Origin of the sequence: Bradyrhizobium sp. LLZ17 (assembly GCF_041200145.1) — a bacterium.
Classification (GTDB): Bacteria; Pseudomonadota; Alphaproteobacteria; order Rhizobiales; family Xanthobacteraceae; genus Bradyrhizobium.
In genome coordinates, this window is sequence record NZ_CP165734.1 from 981,652 (window position 1) to 996,775 (window position 15,124).

The 15,124-nt window shown below is 63.5% G+C and carries 16 protein-coding genes; all 16 read left to right on the forward strand.

Going from position 1 to position 15,124, the window contains the following annotated elements; all coding sequences use genetic code 11:
- The first annotated feature begins 487 nt into the window (after positions 1-487).
- Genes AB8Z38_RS04950 through AB8Z38_RS05025 form a run of 16 tightly spaced genes read left to right on the forward strand, consistent with a single transcriptional unit; the run spans position 488 to position 15,110 of the window.
- Complete coding sequence (locus tag AB8Z38_RS04950) at positions 488-853, forward strand: NADH-quinone oxidoreductase subunit A (protein ID WP_018320139.1); 366 nt, start codon at positions 488-490, stop codon at positions 851-853.
- Positions 850-1,431: an NADH-quinone oxidoreductase subunit B family protein gene (locus AB8Z38_RS04955; protein ID WP_369726746.1), complete on the forward strand. Its 582-nt coding sequence runs from the start codon at positions 850-852 to the stop codon at positions 1,429-1,431. Before AB8Z38_RS04950 ends, AB8Z38_RS04955 begins: the two co-directional genes overlap by 4 nt.
- Positions 1,432-1,442: 11 nt before the next feature.
- Positions 1,443-2,054, forward strand: coding sequence for an NADH-quinone oxidoreductase subunit C (locus tag AB8Z38_RS04960; protein WP_369723372.1), 612 nt, complete (start codon positions 1,443-1,445; stop codon positions 2,052-2,054).
- A 2-nt stretch (positions 2,055-2,056) separates the two neighbouring features.
- Positions 2,057-3,253 (forward strand): NADH-quinone oxidoreductase subunit D, encoded by a 1,197-nt coding sequence (locus AB8Z38_RS04965; RefSeq protein ID WP_369723373.1) that lies wholly within the window; start codon positions 2,057-2,059, stop codon positions 3,251-3,253.
- A complete protein-coding gene (locus AB8Z38_RS04970) occupies positions 3,253-4,215 on the forward strand; it encodes an FkbM family methyltransferase (RefSeq protein ID WP_369723374.1) in 963 nt (320 codons plus the stop codon). Before AB8Z38_RS04965 ends, AB8Z38_RS04970 begins: the two co-directional genes overlap by 1 nt.
- Before the next feature lie 11 nt (positions 4,216-4,226).
- Positions 4,227-4,838, forward strand: coding sequence for an NADH-quinone oxidoreductase subunit NuoE (nuoE, locus tag AB8Z38_RS04975; RefSeq protein WP_369723375.1), 612 nt, complete (start codon positions 4,227-4,229; stop codon positions 4,836-4,838).
- Positions 4,838-5,044, forward strand: a complete 207-nt coding sequence (locus AB8Z38_RS04980; protein WP_369723376.1) for a hypothetical protein — start codon at positions 4,838-4,840, stop codon at positions 5,042-5,044. Before nuoE ends, AB8Z38_RS04980 begins: the two co-directional genes overlap by 1 nt.
- A 15-nt stretch (positions 5,045-5,059) precedes the next feature.
- A complete protein-coding gene (gene nuoF, locus AB8Z38_RS04985) occupies positions 5,060-6,385 on the forward strand; it encodes an NADH-quinone oxidoreductase subunit NuoF (RefSeq protein ID WP_369723377.1) in 1,326 nt (441 codons plus the stop codon).
- A gap of 5 nt (positions 6,386-6,390) precedes the next feature.
- Positions 6,391-6,879 carry a hypothetical protein gene (locus tag AB8Z38_RS04990; protein WP_369723378.1) on the forward strand — a complete coding sequence of 163 codons (489 nt, stop codon included), beginning with the start codon at positions 6,391-6,393 and terminating at the stop codon, positions 6,877-6,879.
- A 7-nt stretch (positions 6,880-6,886) separates the two neighbouring features.
- The gene (nuoG, locus tag AB8Z38_RS04995) at positions 6,887-8,962 is read left to right on the forward strand and encodes an NADH-quinone oxidoreductase subunit NuoG (protein ID WP_369723379.1); all 2,076 of its coding nucleotides are present in this window, start codon (positions 6,887-6,889) and stop codon (positions 8,960-8,962) included.
- A 4-nt stretch (positions 8,963-8,966) separates the two neighbouring features.
- The gene (gene nuoH, locus AB8Z38_RS05000) at positions 8,967-10,034 is read left to right on the forward strand and encodes an NADH-quinone oxidoreductase subunit NuoH (RefSeq protein WP_369723380.1); all 1,068 of its coding nucleotides are present in this window, start codon (positions 8,967-8,969) and stop codon (positions 10,032-10,034) included.
- A gap of 14 nt (positions 10,035-10,048) precedes the next feature.
- Positions 10,049-10,537: an NADH-quinone oxidoreductase subunit NuoI gene (gene nuoI / locus AB8Z38_RS05005; protein WP_026232873.1), complete on the forward strand. Its 489-nt coding sequence runs from the start codon at positions 10,049-10,051 to the stop codon at positions 10,535-10,537.
- Between the two features lie 9 nt (positions 10,538-10,546).
- The gene (locus AB8Z38_RS05010; RefSeq protein ID WP_369723381.1) at positions 10,547-11,185 is read left to right on the forward strand and encodes an NADH-quinone oxidoreductase subunit J; all 639 of its coding nucleotides are present in this window, start codon (positions 10,547-10,549) and stop codon (positions 11,183-11,185) included.
- Entirely contained in the window at positions 11,182-11,490 is a 309-nt protein-coding gene (gene nuoK / locus AB8Z38_RS05015) for an NADH-quinone oxidoreductase subunit NuoK (protein WP_092028826.1), read from the forward strand. Before AB8Z38_RS05010 ends, nuoK begins: the two co-directional genes overlap by 4 nt.
- Positions 11,491-11,498: 8 nt before the next feature.
- Entirely contained in the window at positions 11,499-13,601 is a 2,103-nt protein-coding gene (nuoL, locus tag AB8Z38_RS05020) for an NADH-quinone oxidoreductase subunit L (RefSeq protein ID WP_369723382.1), read from the forward strand.
- Positions 13,602-15,110 carry an NADH-quinone oxidoreductase subunit M gene (locus AB8Z38_RS05025; protein ID WP_369723383.1) on the forward strand — a complete coding sequence of 503 codons (1,509 nt, stop codon included), beginning with the start codon at positions 13,602-13,604 and terminating at the stop codon, positions 15,108-15,110.
- The last annotated feature ends 14 nt before the right edge of the window (positions 15,111-15,124 follow it).

A 15,124-nucleotide genomic window follows, 5' to 3' on the forward strand; every position in this document is an offset into this window, starting at 1 on the left:
AAGGTGGATCGAGCTTCCGATCGACAGCGGTTTATATTCGGGCAGGCTTCGACGGAAGCGAGCCAGCACTGACGCATTCGCCACACGAGCCCCGATGCCGTCCTGATGCATGGCTGGTCCGATCCATCGCGCCTGTGGATAGATGTCTGTGCTGCACCTGTCCTGCCGGCGGCTGCGTGACGGTGGGCGCGCCTGTCATCATTGTAATCTGGACTTTGCTGCGTCGCGGCCTAGATAAAGTGAGCTTCTCAAAACGTGGATATTGCGGCCAAGCGCGCCTGGACTGATCGGGGTCGCCCTTGCTGGGGCGATCGATCTGCTCCATACCAGCCGCGGGGCGATTCCGGGATTTCTACCGTTCTGGGGGCGGCAAGGGCCTGAAAATAGCGTGTCTTGCGCCCATTGGTGCACTGCGCTAAGGCTCAGAATAATTCCAAACTGGACGAATCCGTGGCTGTCCCGAGGTCGCGGGAAAAAGGGCTCGCCAATGAGCGGCATTCTGCAGAACTATCTTCCTCTCGTGGTCTTTATAGGGGTGGCAGGGCTCATCGGCCTCGTGCTGCTGATCGCGCCCTTCGTCGTCGCCTTCCAGCAGCCGGACCCGGAAAAACTGTCGGCGTATGAGTGCGGTTTCAACGCCTTCGACGACGCCCGCATGAAGTTCGACGTTCGCTTCTACCTGGTCGCCATTCTCTTCATCATCTTCGACCTCGAAGTGGCGTTCCTGTTTCCGTGGGCGGTGGCGTTCGGCAAGCTTGGCGCGACCGGGTTCTGGTCCATGGTGGTGTTCCTCGCCGTGCTGACGGTCGGGTTCGCCTATGAATGGAAGAAAGGGGCACTCGAATGGGATTGAACCCAGCGCCGTCCGCCGGTCCGGTTCTCGCGCCGGCTCCCAAAGGCATCCTCGATCCGTCGACCGGCAAGCCGGTCGGGGCCAATGACCCGTTCTTCCTCGAGGTCAACTCCGAGCTGTCCGACAAGGGCTTCTTCGTGGCCGCGACCGACGACCTCATCACCTGGGCGCGCACCGGTTCCCTGATGTGGATGACCTTCGGCCTGGCCTGCTGCGCGGTCGAGATGATGCAGATGTCGATGCCGCGCTACGACGTCGAGCGCTTCGGCTTCGCGCCGCGCGCCTCGCCGCGCCAGTCCGACGTGATGATCGTTGCCGGCACGTTGACCAACAAGATGGCGCCGGCGCTGCGCAAGGTCTACGACCAGATGCCGGAGCCGCGCTACGTCATCTCGATGGGCTCCTGCGCCAATGGCGGCGGCTATTATCATTATTCCTACTCGGTCGTGCGCGGCTGCGACCGCATCGTTCCGATCGACATCTATGTGCCGGGCTGCCCGCCCACCGCGGAAGCGCTGCTCTACGGCGTGCTGCTGCTTCAGAAGAAGATCCGGCGCACCGGCACCATCGAACGCTAAGGTTTTACGTCATGGACGATGGCAAGCTCGACGCCTTGGGGCAAACGATCGTGAGCGCGCTTCCGGGCGCCGCCACCGGTCACAGCGTGGCCTTCAACCAGCTCACGGTCGATGTCGAGGCCAGCAAGATCGTCGAGGTGGTCAAGTACCTGCGCGACGATGCGAATTGCCGCTTCATCAGCTTCACCGACATCACGGCGGTGGATTATCCGGACCGCGAGAAGCGTTTCGACGTGATCTATCATTTTCTGTCGCCGACGCTGAACACGCGGATCCGGCTCAGGGCCCAGGCCGACGAGACCACGCAAGTGCCGTCGCTGATCGAGGTGTTTCCCGGCGCCGACTGGTTCGAGCGCGAGGCCTATGACCTCTACGGCGTGATCTTCGTCGGTCATCCCGACATGCGCCGCATCCTCACCGATTACGGCTTCGAGGGTCATCCGCTGCGCAAGGACTTTCCGCTCACTGGCTTCGTCGAGGTCCGCTACGACGACCAGGAGAAGCGCGTCGTGTACGAGCCGGTCCGGCTCAACCAGGAATTCCGCAAGTTCGATTTCCTCTCGCCATGGGAGGGCGCTGACTATCCGCTCCCCGGTGACGAGAAGGCGGGGCCGAAGGTCTGACCATGAACGAGCAACCCGAAAACCTTCGCAACTTCACCATCAATTTTGGTCCGCAGCATCCGGCGGCGCACGGCGTCCTGCGCCTGGTGCTGGAGCTCGACGGCGAAGTGGTCGCGCGCGTCGATCCCCATATCGGCCTGCTTCATCGTGGCACCGAGAAGCTGATCGAGGCGAAAACGTACCTGCAGGCGGTGCCGTATTTCGATCGGCTGGACTACGTTGCGCCCCTGACCCAGGAACACGCGTTCTGCCTCGCGATCGAGAAGCTGCTCGGCATCGAAGTGCCGCGCCGGGGACAGCTGATCCGCGTGCTCTACCATGAGATCAGCCGCATTCTCTCGCACCTCCTCAACGTCACCACGCAGGCGATGGACGTCGGCGCGCTGACCCCGCCGCTGTGGGGTTTCGAGGAGCGCGAGAAGCTGATGGTGTTCTACGAGCGCGCCTCCGGCAGCCGCATGCATGCGAATTATTATCGGCCCGGCGGCGTGCATCAGGATCTGCCGCCGAAGCTGATCGACGATATCGAGGCCTGGTGCGATCCGTTCCTGAAGGTGGTCGACGATCTCGACCGGCTGCTCACGAACAACCGCATCTTCAAGCAGCGCAATGTCGATATCGGCGTGGTGCCGCTGAGCGAAGCCTGGGCGTGGGGTTTTTCGGGCGTGATGGTGCGCGGCTCCGGCGCCGCCTGGGACCTGCGCAAGGCGCAGCCCTACGATTGCTACGCCGAAATGGACTTCGATATTCCCATCGGCAAGAACGGCGACTGCTACGATCGGTACCTGATCCGCATGGAAGAGATGCGTCAGTCCGTCCGCATCATGAAGCAGTGCATCCAGAAGCTGAAATCGGCGGACGGGCAGGGCCCGGTGCTGGTCCAGGACAACAAGATATCGCCACCCCGGCGCGGCGAGATGAAGCGCTCGATGGAAGCGTTGATCCATCACTTCAAGCTCTACACCGAGGGCTTCCACGTGCCGGCCGGCGAAGTCTATGCCGCGGTCGAAGCGCCGAAGGGCGAGTTCGGCGTCTATCTCGTCTCCGACGGCACCAACAAACCCTACAAGTGCAAGATCCGCTCGCCCGGCTTTGCGCATCTCCAGGCCATGGACCACATCTGCAAGGGCCATCTGCTCGCCGACGTCTCCGCGATCCTGGGTTCGCTCGACATCGTGTTCGGAGAGGTCGATCGGTGATGGCGCAGGCGCCGATCCAGTTTGACCGTGCCTCGGGGGCCCTCGAAGGGGCCAACCTGTGGGAGCGGACGGCTGCCTTGGCGCTGGTGACGGGATCGAAGATCTCGTCGCACTTCTCGCATATGGGCTACATCGCTTGCGCCAATCTGCTGCGCAAGACGCTGCCCGAGCGCAACATCGCGATCAAGCTCAATCCCGACGCCGTGTTCGAATTCCCCTACGGCGACGGTTATTGGAGCAAGCTGCTCAACCGCGCCTATCATTACGAAGACGAGCTGGAGCTGCTGTTCGCAGACTCCATCGACGTCGATTACACCTTGCTCGATTGCGGCGCCAATTACGGCTATTGGTCGGTGCTGATCTCGAGCAAGCCGTTCGGCTCGCACAAGGCGATCGCGATCGAGCCGTCGGGGCAGAACTACCCGAAGCTTGCCAACAATGCGCGCGTCAACGGCAACCGCTTCGAGGCCCTGAAATGCGCGATCGGCGCGGCCCGCGGCACCGCGCGGCTGTCCGGCACCAAGCACGAGGCCTTCAGCATCGCCGGCAATCCGTCTGACGGAGGCGAGGACGTGACGGTCATCGCGCTCGATAATCTCATCGACGACGGCAAGGTCGCCGCCAACGGCAAATATCTGATCAAGCTCGACGTCGAGGGCGTCGAGATCGAGGCGATCAAGGGCGGCGCCCGGCTGCTTCAGGCCGACAGCGTCATCATGTGCGAGGAGCATGGCAGCGACCGCTCGCACGCGGTGTCGCGCTACATCCTCGAGCAGACCCCGCTGAAGCTGATCGTGCTCGATCCGCGCAGCAACCGGCTCGAGACCGTGAGCGATCTGTCAATCCTCGACCGCATCAAGGTTTCGACCCACGTCGGCTACAACGTTTTCGGCACCGCAAGCGCATTCTGGCAGGACAGGATCGATGCCCTGAATGCGAAAACCGCGCGCCGTATGCAGTGAGAGAATAAGCGATGTCCGTCCGCCGATTAGCACCGAAGGAAGTCCAGCCCGCGAGCTTTGCGTTCACGGACGAAAACCTTGCGTTCGCGAAACAGCAGATCGCGAAATATCCGGCGGGGCGCCAGGCCTCCGCGGTCATCGCGATCCTCTGGCGCGCGCAGGAGCAGCACGAGGGCTGGGTGTCCGAAGCCGCGATCCGCGTCGTCGCCGACATGCTCGACATGCCCTATATCCGCGTGCTCGAGGTCGCGACCTTCTACACGATGTTCCAGCTCGCCCCGGTCGGCAAGAAGGCCCATGTGCAGGTCTGCGGCACCACGCCGTGCCGGCTGCGCGGCGCCGAGGATCTGATCCATGTCTGCGAGAGCCGGATCCATCACGATCCCTTCCACCTTTCCAAGGACGGCAATTTCAGCTGGGAAGAGGTGGAGTGCCTTGGCGCCTGCGTGAACGCGCCGATGGTGCTGATCGGCAAGGACACCTATGAGGACCTGACCAAGGAAACCTTTGGCAAGGTGCTCGACGGCTTTGCCTCCGGCAATCCGCCCAAGCCCGGTCCGCAGAACGGCCGCCAGTTCTCGGCGCCGATCAACGGGCCGACGACGCTGAAGGAGGTTTCCTGATGCGTGATCTCGCGACGCCGGCAAGGGGAGGGAACGAGGCCGTGAACAAATGGGGCTTCGTCGCCATGCACGCCGCGGGTGCGGCTGCTTTCATGTTTCTGATTCAGCGCTTCATGATGAGCGCGTCGCAGGAAACCAGTCTGCTCTGGGCGCTGACCTTCGCCGTCTGCGCCGCCGGGCTTGCCTACAAGCAAGCCAACCGTTGATCGGAAAGCACTGATATGCTCGAGGACAAGGACCGCATCTTCAAGAATCTCTACGGCCTCCACGATTGGGGCCTCGAGGGTGCGCGGCGCCGCGGCGCCTGGGATGGCACCAAGGGTATCATCGAGAAGGGTCGCGACTGGATCATCAACGAGATGAAGGCGTCGGGCCTGCGCGGCCGCGGCGGCGCCGGATTCCCGACCGGCCTGAAATGGTCGTTCATGCCGAAGGAATCGACCGACGGCCGGCCGAGCTATCTCGTGGTCAACGCCGACGAGTCCGAGCCCGGCACCTGCAAGGATCGCGAGATCATGCGGCACGATCCGCATCTGCTGATCGAGGGCTGCCTGATCGCGAGCTGCGCGATGAACGCGCATGCCTGCTACATCTATGTCCGCGGCGAGTTCATCCGCGAGCGCGAACATCTCCAGGCCGCGATCGACCAGGCCTATGAGGCCAAGCTGGTCGGCAAGGACAACGTCAACGGCTGGCCGTTCGACATCTATGTCGCGCACGGCGCCGGCGCCTATATCTGCGGCGAGGAGACCGCGCTGCTCGAAAGCCTCGAAGGCAAGAAGGGCCAGCCGCGGCTGAAGCCGCCGTTCCCGGCCAATGTCGGCCTGTACGGCTGCCCGACCACCGTCAACAACGTCGAGTCGATCGCGGTCGCGCCGGACATCCTGCGCCGTGGCGCGGCCTGGTTCGCCGGCATCGGCCGTCCCAACAATGTCGGCACCAAGCTGTTCTGCATCTCCGGCCATGTCGAGCGCCCCTGCAACGTCGAAGAAGCCATGGGCATCCCGTTCCGTGAGCTGATCGAGAAGCATTGCGGCGGCGTCCGCGGCGGCTGGGATAATCTGAAGGCCGTGATCCCCGGCGGCTCCTCGGTGCGCATGGTGCCGGCCGAGCAGATCATCGACACCCCGATGGATTTTGACAGCCTGAGCAAGCTGCGCTCGGGTCTCGGCACCGCGGCCGTGATCGTGATGGACAAGTCGACCGACCTGATCCGCGCCATCGCCCGCATTTCCTATTTCTACAAGCACGAGAGCTGCGGCCAGTGCACGCCGTGCCGCGAGGGCACGGGGTGGATGTGGCGCGTGCTGACCCGCATGGCGGAAGGCCGCGCGCATAAGCGCGAAATCGACATGCTGCTCGAGGTAACAAAGCAGGTCGAAGGCCACACCATCTGCGCGCTGGGCGACGCCGCCGCCTGGCCGATCCAGGGCCTGATCGCGCATTTCCGTCACGAGATCGAAGCGCGCATCGACGAATATTCGCACAAGGCAGACATCGACGATGCCGGCGTCCGCGATCCCGTGAACATGGCCGCGGCGGAGTGATAGCGATGTCGCAGCCGAGCTCCTGGTGGCAGAGATACGGAACGCTGGCGCAGATGGCGCAGGCGAGCGTCGCGCTGCTCGGCTTCGTTGCGATCCTGTTCCAGATCAACGAGATCCGCACCGGCAACCGCGCCGCCAGCGCGCGGCAAGCGTTTCTCAGCTACACCGACCTGGCGTTCAAGAATCCGAAGTTTGCGCAGCCGGATTACGAGAAGATCAAGGCCAGCGGCCACGACGAGCAGGTTCAGTACGAGAGCTTCGTCACCTATTTGCTCTACGCCTGCGAGGAAGCGATCAGCGCGTTCTCGGGAAAGCGCGAGTGGCTGGCGTCCTGCGACTATGACCTGAAGCCGCATCTGCCATTCCTGTGCGAGATGAGCGCTGCGCAGCCGGCCTACCTGTCCACCTACGGCACCGAGACCCAGCAATGGATCAAGGCCTCGCTGAAGACCGCCAGCATTACACCGCCAGATTGCAAGCTGGGAAAGACTTGAGACCGCAATGACCAAACTCATCATCGACGGCAAAGAGATCGATGTCCCCGCGGAGTACACGCTGCTGCAGGCGTGCGAAGCCGCCGGCGCCGAGATTCCGCGCTTCTGCTACCACGAGCGGCTGTCGATCGCCGGCAATTGCCGGATGTGCCTGGTCGAGGTGAAGGGTGGCCCGAAGCCGGTCGCGAGCTGCGCCTGGGGCGTGCGCGATTGCCGTCCGGGCCCCAAGGGCGAGCCGCCGGAAATCTCCACCCGTTCGCCGATGGTGAAGAAGGCGCGCGAAGGCGTGATGGAATTCCTGCTCATCAACCATCCGCTGGATTGCCCGATCTGCGATCAGGGCGGCGAGTGCGACCTGCAGGACCAGGCGATGGGCTACGGCGTCGACACCAGCCGCTTCGCCGAGAACAAGCGCGCGGTCGAGGACAAATATCTCGGCGCGCTGGTCAAGACCTCGATGAACCGCTGCATCCAGTGCACGCGCTGCGTCCGCTTCTCGGCGGAAGTCGCCGGTGCCCCCGAGATGGGTGCGACCGGCCGCGGCGAGGACATGGAGATCACGACCTATCTCGAGCACGCGCTGACGTCCGAATTGCAGGGCAATCTCGTCGACATCTGCCCTGTCGGTGCGCTGACCTCGAAGCCCTATGCCTTCGCGGCGCGGCCCTGGGAGCTCGGCAAGACCCAGTCGATCGACGTCATGGACGGCGTCGGATCTGCGATCCGCGTCGATACCCGCGGCCGTGAGGTGATGCGGGTGCTGCCGCGCATCAACGAGGCCGTGAACGAGGAGTGGATCTCCGACAAGACCCGTCACATCGTCGACGGCTTGCGGACCCAACGGCTCGACCGGCCCTATATCCGCGAAGCCGGCAAGCTGCGCGCGGCGAGCTGGCCCGAGGCCTTTGCCGCGATCGCCGCCAAGGCGGCGCGCACCGACGGCAGGCGGATCGGCGCGATCGCAGGTGATCTCGCCGGCGTCGAAGAGATGTTCGCGCTGAAGGATCTGCTCGCCAAGTTCGGCTCGGCCAATCTGGCGGTGCAGGGCGGCGACGCCTTCGATCCCGCGCTTGGCCGCGGTTCCTACATCTTCAATCCGACGCTTGTGGGCGTCGAGCAGGCGGATGCGCTGCTCATCATCGGCGCCAATCCGCGCAAGGAAGCGGCCGTGTTCAACGCCCGTATCCGCAAGCGCTGGCGCACCGGCGGCTTCAAGGTCGGCGTGATCGGCGCCAAGCCCGATTTGACCTATGACTACGATCATCTCGGCGCGGGCACCGACACGCTCGGTGAGTTCGCGGCCGGCAAGCACTCCTTCATGGACGTGCTCAAGAACGCCAAGAACCCGATCATCCTGGTCGGCGCGGGCGCGGCCTCGCGTCACGACGGCGCCGCCATTTTGGCCGCCGCCGCCAAGCTCGCGCTCGATGTCGGCGCGGTGAAGGACGGCTGGAACGGCTTTGGCGTGCTGCACGAGACCGCCTCGCGCGTCGGCGCGCTCGATATCGGCTTTGTCGCGGGGCCCGGCGGGCTGAATGCCGCGCAGATGACGACGTTTGGCACGCTGGATTTGCTGTTCCTGCTCGGCGCCGACGAGATCAAGGCGCCGGACGGCACCTTCGTGGTCTATATCGGCACCCATGGCGATCGCGGCGCCCATCGCGCCGACGTGATCCTGCCGGCGGCGGCCTACACCGAGAAGTCCGCGATCTATGTCAACACCGAGGGCCGCGTGCAGATGACCGGCCGCGCCGCATTCCCGCCGGGCGAAGCCCGCGAGGACTGGGCGATCATCCGTGCGCTGTCGGAGGCCGTGGGCAAGAAGCTCGGCTATGACTCGTTGTCGGCGCTGCGCCAGGCCATCTTCAAGGCGGTGCCGCATCTGATCCGTCTCGACCAGATCGAGGCCGGCTCCGCCGATCAGATCAAGAAGCTGGCGGGCAAGGGCGGCACGACGGAGAAGGCGCCGTTCAAGCCTCTGATCGAGGACTTCTATTTGACCAACCCAATCGCGCGTGCGTCCGCCGTGATGGCGGAATGCTCGCGGCTTGCCTCCGGGCAGATGCTGACCGCAGCGGAGTGAGGTGATGGAATTCTTCGCAAGCGCATTCTGGACCGGCTTCCTCTGGCCGCTGATCATCATGATCGCGGAGAGCGTGCTGGTGCTCGTCGTCCTCCTGGTCGCGATCGCCTACATCCTGCTCGCCGACCGCAAGATCTGGGCGGCTGTGCAGATCCGCCGCGGCCCGAACGTGGTCGGGCCCTGGGGCCTGTTCCAGTCCTTCGCCGATTTGCTCAAGTTCGTGCTGAAGGAGCCGATCATCCCGTCCGGCGCCAACAAGGGCGTCTTCCTGCTGGCGCCGCTGGTATCCTGCGTGCTCGCGCTGGCCGCCTGGGCGGTGATCCCGACCAATCTCGGCTGGGTGATCTCCGACATCAATGTCGGCATCCTCTTCATCTTCGCGATCTCGTCGCTGTCGATCTACGGCATCATCATGGCCGGCTGGTCGTCGAACTCGAAATACCCGTTCCTGGCGGCGCTGCGCTCGGCGGCGCAGATGGTGTCCTACGAGGTCTCGATCGGCTTCGTCATCATCACGGTGCTGCTCTGCGCCGGCACGCTGAACCTCTCGGCGGTGGTCGAGGCCCAGCATATCCGCGGCCTTGCCAGCCTGATCGGGCTGCCGCAGCTCACGATCCTGAACTGGTACGTCTGGCCGCTGTTTCCGATGTTCGTGGTGTTCTACGTCTCGGCGCTGGCGGAGACCAACCGTCCGCCGTTCGATCTCGTCGAAGCGGAATCCGAGCTCGTCGCCGGCTTCATGGTCGAATACGGCTCGACGCCGTATCTGCTGTTCATGCTCGGCGAGTATGTCGCGATCGTCACGATGTGCGCGATGGCGACCATCCTGTTCCTCGGAGGCTGGCTGCCGCCGGTGGACCTGCCGCCCTTCAACTGGGTGCCGGGAATCATCTGGTTCTCGCTGAAAGTGTTCTTCATGTTCTTCCTGTTCGCGATGGCAAAGGCGATTGTGCCGCGCTACCGCTACGACCAATTGATGCGCCTCGGCTGGAAGGTGTTCCTGCCGCTGTCGCTGGCGATGGTGGTCGTGGTGGCAGGCGTCCTGCAATTCGCCGGCATCGCGCCGAAGTGAGGACCGTCATGGGTATCAACATCAACGCCACTGCACGCTCGCTTCTGCTGTCGGAATTCGTCTCGGCGTTCTTCCTCGCCATGCGCTATTTCTTCCAGCCGAAGCCGACGCTGAACTATCCCTTCGAGAAGGGGCCGATCTCGCCGCGCTTCCGCGGTGAGCACGCGCTGCGCCGCTATCCGAACGGCGAAGAGCGCTGCATCGCCTGCAAGCTGTGCGAAGCGGTGTGTCCGGCCCAGGCCATCACCATCGAGGCCGGCCCGCGCCGCAACGACGGCACCCGCCGCACGGTGCGCTACGACATCGACATGGTGAAGTGTATCTATTGCGGCCTGTGCCAGGAGGCCTGTCCGGTCGACGCCATCGTCGAAGGTCCGAACTTCGAGTTTGCGACCGAGACCCGCGAGGAACTGTTCTATGACAAGGCCAAGCTGCTCGCCAACGGCGATCGCTGGGAACGCGAGATCGCAAAAGCGATCGAGCTCGACGCGCCGTACCGGTGAGATGAGAGCATGATCCTTCCCGCGCTGTTCTTCTATCTGTTCGCCGCCGTCTGCGTCGCCTCGGCGGTGATGGTGATTGTCTCGCGCAATCCCGTTCACTCCGTGCTGTTCCTGATCCTGGCCTTCGTCAACGCCTCCGGCCTGTTCGTGCTGATGGGTGCCGAATTCCTGGCGATGATCCTGATCGTGGTCTATGTCGGCGCGGTCGCGGTGCTGTTCCTGTTCGTGATCATGATGCTCGACGTCGACTTCCTCGAGCTGCGCGAGGGCTTCATCGAGTACTTGCCGGTTGGTCTCGTGATCGGCGGCATCTTCCTGTTCGAGCTGCTGCTCACCGTCGGCTTCTGGGTCATCAATCCCACCGTGAGCAAGACGATAACCGCGGCGATCCCGACCAACGTCTCCAACACCGAGGCGCTCGGGCTCGTGCTCTATACCAAGTACATCCACTACTTCCAGCTTTCGGGCATGGTGCTGCTGGTCGCGATGATCGGCGCCATCGTGCTGACGCTGCGCCACAAGGCGAGCGTGAAGCGGCAGGACATCAACGTTCAGAACGCGCGCACGCCGGAGATGGCGATGGCGATGCGCAAGGTGGCACCGGGGCAGGGGCTTTCGGACGCCGATGCGGCGGAGTGGGTGAAATGACGGTCGGGCTCGGGCACTATCTGGCGGTCGGCGCGATCCTGTTCACGCTCGGGATCCTCGGCATCTTCCTGAACCGCAAGAACATCATCGTCATCCTGATGTCGATCGAGCTGATCCTGCTCTCGGTCAACATCAATCTGGTGGCGTTCTCGACCTTCCTCGGCGACATCGTCGGCCAGGTCTTCGCACTGCTGGTGCTGACCGTCGCTGCCGCCGAAGCCGCGATCGGTCTCGCTATCCTGGTGGTCTATTTCCGCAACCGCGGCTCGATCGCGGTTGAGGACGTCAATCTGATGAAGGGCTGAGCTCAGTTATGGTCCAGGCAATTGTCTTTCTGCCTCTGCTGGGCGCCATTCTCGCCGGCCTGATCGCCATTTTCGGCGCGCATGCCCGCAATCCGAGTGGCGACACGGTCGAGCATCACGATGACCATGGTCACGGTGCGCAAGCCCATGCGTCCGATACGATCAACGAGGATGCGTCGGTCATCCACGAGACCCATCACGAGCCCGGCGATGGGCACGACGACCACCACGTCTCCGAGCCGCCGGCGGCGGGCTCGCGCGGGGCGGAGCTGATCACGACGGCGCTCTTGTTCGTGGCGGCCGCGCTGTCCTGGATGACGCTGGTCGATGTCGGCTTCAATGGCCACGACGCCCGGATCCAGCTTCTGCCCTGGATCTTCTCCGGCGACTTGCAGGTCTATTGGACGCTGCGGGTCGACACGCTGACCGCCGTGATGCTGGTGGTGGTGACGACCGTGTCCTCGCTCGTGCACCTCTATTCCATCGGCTACATGGACGAGGACCCCTACCGGCCGCGCTTCTTCGGCTATCTCTCGCTGTTCACCTTCGCCATGCTGATGCTGGTGACCGCGGATAATCTCGTGCAGCTGTTCTTCGGCTGGGAAGGCGTGGGTCTGGCGAGCTACCTCCTGATCGGCTTCTGGTACCAGAAGCCCTCGGCGAACGCAGCGGCGATCAAGGCCTTCGTGGTCAACCGCGTCGGCGATTTCGGCTTCGCGCTCGGAATTTTCGCGATCTTCTACCTGACCAACTCGACCGATTTCGAGACCATCTTCCACCAGGCGCCCGGCCTCACCGGCAAGACCATCGACTTCCTCGGCTGGCATGCCGATGGGCTGACCCTGACCTGCCTGCTGCTGTTCATGGGCGCGATGGGCAAGTCGGCCCAGTTCCTGCTGCACACCTGGTTGCCGGACGCGATGGAAGGCCCGACCCCGGTGTCGGCGCTGATCCATGCGGCGACCATGGTCACCGCCGGCGTCTTCATGGTGGCGCGGCTGTCGCCGCTGTTCGAGCTCGCGCCGAACGCGCAGGCCGTCGTGATGTTCTTCGGCGCCACCACGGCGTTCTTCGCGGCGACCATCGGTCTGGTCCAGAACGACATCAAGCGCATCGTCGCCTATTCGACCTGTTCGCAGCTCGGCTACATGTTCGTGGCGATGGGGGCAGGGGCCTATTCGGTCGGCATGTTCCATCTGTTCACGCACGCCTTCTTCAAGGCGCTGCTGTTCTTGGGCTCCGGCTCCGTGATCTACGCGATGCATCACGAGCAGGACATCCGCAACATGGGCGGCCTGTGGCGCAAGATCCCGTATACGTTCGGGGTGATGACCGTCGGTACGCTGGCGCTGACCGGTTTCCCGCTGTTCGCCGGCTACTTCTCCAAGGACGCGATCATCGAGTCCGCCTACGCCTCGCATAATCCGTTCTCGATGTACGCCTATCTGCTGACGATCGCGGCCGCCGGCCTGACCTCGTTCTACTCCTGGCGTCTGGTGTTCAAGACCTTCTTTGGCGAACCGCACGACCAGGAGCACTACGAGGCCGCGCACGAAAGCCCGATCTGGATGCTCATTCCGATCGGCGTTCTCGCGATCGGCTCGATCCTGGCCGGCTTCCCGTTCAAGGAGATCTTCACCGGGCCTCACGGCGTGGAAGAGTTCTTCCGTGAGTCCGTGAAAATGAACCCGCATATCCTCGAGGATATGGAGCACATGCCGGCGCTGCTCGGATGGCTGCCCTTTATCATGATGGTGCTGGGCTTCGTGGTGTCCTACACGTTCTACATTCGCAAGCCCTACCTCCCGGTCGAGCTCGCGAACACCCAGCCGATGCTGTACCAGTTCCTGCTCAACAAATGGTACTTCGACGAGCTCTATGACGTCATCTTCGTTCGTCCGGCGAAGTGGATCGGGTACCAGCTCTGGAAGAAGGGCGACGGCTTCATCATCGACGGCTTGGGCCCCGACGGCATCTCGGCCCGCGTGCTGGATGTCACCCGCAACGTCGTGAAGATCCAGACCGGCTATCTCTATCACTACGCTTTCGCCATGCTGATCGGCGCCGCCGGCCTGATCACCTGGTTCATGTTCGGCTTTGGAGGCCAGTAAATGACGACCTGGCCCATTCTATCGGTCACGACCTTCCTGCCGCTGGTCGGCGCGCTGATCGTTTATCTCAGCCGCGGCGATGACGAGGCCGCCCGGCGCAACTCGCGCTGGATCGCGCTGTGGACCACGCTGATCACTTTCGCCGTCTCGGTGCTGCTGGTGCTGCGCTTCGATCCGTCCAATGCGGACTTCCAGTTCGTCGAGAAGGCGAACTGGCTTGCCACCGGCATCACCTACCACATGGGCGTGGACGGCATTTCGCTGCCGCTGGTGATCCTGACCACCGCGATCATGCCGTTCTGCATCATCGCGAGCTGGAAGGCGATCACGAACCGCGTCCGCGAATACATGATGGCGTTCCTGATCCTGGAAACGCTGATGATCGGCACCTTCTCGGCGCTCGATCTCGTGCTGTTCTACCTGTTCTTCGAAGGCGGCCTGATCCCGATGTTCCTGATCATCGGCGTCTGGGGCGGCCCGCGCCGGGTCTACGCATCGTTCAAGTTCTTCCTCTACACGCTGCTCGGCTCGGTCCTGATGCTGCTCGCCATCATGGCGCTGTACTGGAATGGCGGCACCACCGACATCCCGACCCTGATGCACACTGCCGTGCCGCGGTCCTTGCAGACCTGGGCCTGGCTGGCCTTCTTTGCGTCCTTCGCGGTGAAGATGCCGATGTGGCCGGTGCACACCTGGCTCCCCGACGCGCACGTCGAGGCGCCGACCGCGGGCTCAGTGGTGCTGGCCGCGATCCTGCTGAAGATGGGCGGCTACGGCTTCCTGCGCTTCTCGCTGCCGATGTTCCCGCTGGCCTCGCATGACTTCGCGCCGCTGATCTTCACGCTCTCGGCCATCGCCATCATCTACACCTCGCTGGTGGCCTTGATGCAGGAGGACATGAAGAAGCTGATCGCCTATTCCTCCGTGGCGCATATGGGCTTCGTCACCATGGGAATCTTCGCCGGCACCATGCAGGGTGTCGCCGGTGGCGTGTTCCAGATGATTTCGCACGGCATCGTCTCCGGCGCGCTGTTCCTCTGCGTCGGCATCGTCTACGACCGCATGCACACCCGCGAGATCGCGGCCTATGGCGGCCTCGTCAACCGGATGCCGCTCTACGCGCTGACCTTCATGGTCTTCACCATGGCCAATGTCGGTCTGCCCGGCACCTCCGGCTTCGTCGGCGAGTTCATGACGCTGCTCGGCACCTTTAAGGTCTCGATCTCGACCGCGTTCTTCGCCACCTTCGGTGTCATCCTGTCGGCCTGCTACGCGCTGTGGCTCTACCGCAAGGTCGTGTTCGGCGCGCTGATGAAGCCGTCGCTGGCGAGCATCAAGGACCTCACCTTCCGCGAGGGCCTGATACTGTTTCCGCTGATCGCGCTGACGATCCTGTTCGGCGTCTATCCGAAGCCGGTGCTCGACATGTCGGCGGCCTCGGTCCAGCAACTCGTCAACAACTACAACACCGCTGTGACGGCCGTGAAGGCCGCCGCACTGCTCCAGTGAGCGGGCAGGTCAGG

Bases quoted from the DNA above. Each gene is read 5' to 3' on its own strand.
- AB8Z38_RS04950 (WP_018320139.1), top strand. From the start codon at position 488: ATGAGCGGCATTCTGCAGAACTATCTTCCTCTCGTGGTCTTTATAGGG.
- AB8Z38_RS04960 (WP_369723372.1), top strand. From the start codon at position 1,443: ATGGACGATGGCAAGCTCGACGCCTTGGGGCAAACGATCGTGAGCGCG.
- AB8Z38_RS04965 (WP_369723373.1), top strand. From the start codon at position 2,057: ATGAACGAGCAACCCGAAAACCTTCGCAACTTCACCATCAATTTTGGT.
- AB8Z38_RS04970 (WP_369723374.1), top strand. From the start codon at position 3,253: ATGGCGCAGGCGCCGATCCAGTTTGACCGTGCCTCGGGGGCCCTCGAA.
- nuoE (WP_369723375.1), top strand. From the start codon at position 4,227: ATGTCCGTCCGCCGATTAGCACCGAAGGAAGTCCAGCCCGCGAGCTTT.
- AB8Z38_RS04980 (WP_369723376.1), top strand. From the start codon at position 4,838: ATGCGTGATCTCGCGACGCCGGCAAGGGGAGGGAACGAGGCCGTGAAC.
- nuoF (WP_369723377.1), top strand. From the start codon at position 5,060: ATGCTCGAGGACAAGGACCGCATCTTCAAGAATCTCTACGGCCTCCAC.
- AB8Z38_RS04990 (WP_369723378.1), top strand. From the start codon at position 6,391: ATGTCGCAGCCGAGCTCCTGGTGGCAGAGATACGGAACGCTGGCGCAG.
- nuoG (WP_369723379.1), top strand. From the start codon at position 6,887: ATGACCAAACTCATCATCGACGGCAAAGAGATCGATGTCCCCGCGGAG.
- nuoH (WP_369723380.1), top strand. From the start codon at position 8,967: ATGGAATTCTTCGCAAGCGCATTCTGGACCGGCTTCCTCTGGCCGCTG.
- AB8Z38_RS05010 (WP_369723381.1), top strand. From the start codon at position 10,547: ATGATCCTTCCCGCGCTGTTCTTCTATCTGTTCGCCGCCGTCTGCGTC.
- nuoK (WP_092028826.1), top strand. From the start codon at position 11,182: ATGACGGTCGGGCTCGGGCACTATCTGGCGGTCGGCGCGATCCTGTTC.
- nuoL (WP_369723382.1), top strand. From the start codon at position 11,499: ATGGTCCAGGCAATTGTCTTTCTGCCTCTGCTGGGCGCCATTCTCGCC.
- AB8Z38_RS05025 (WP_369723383.1), top strand. From the start codon at position 13,602: ATGACGACCTGGCCCATTCTATCGGTCACGACCTTCCTGCCGCTGGTC.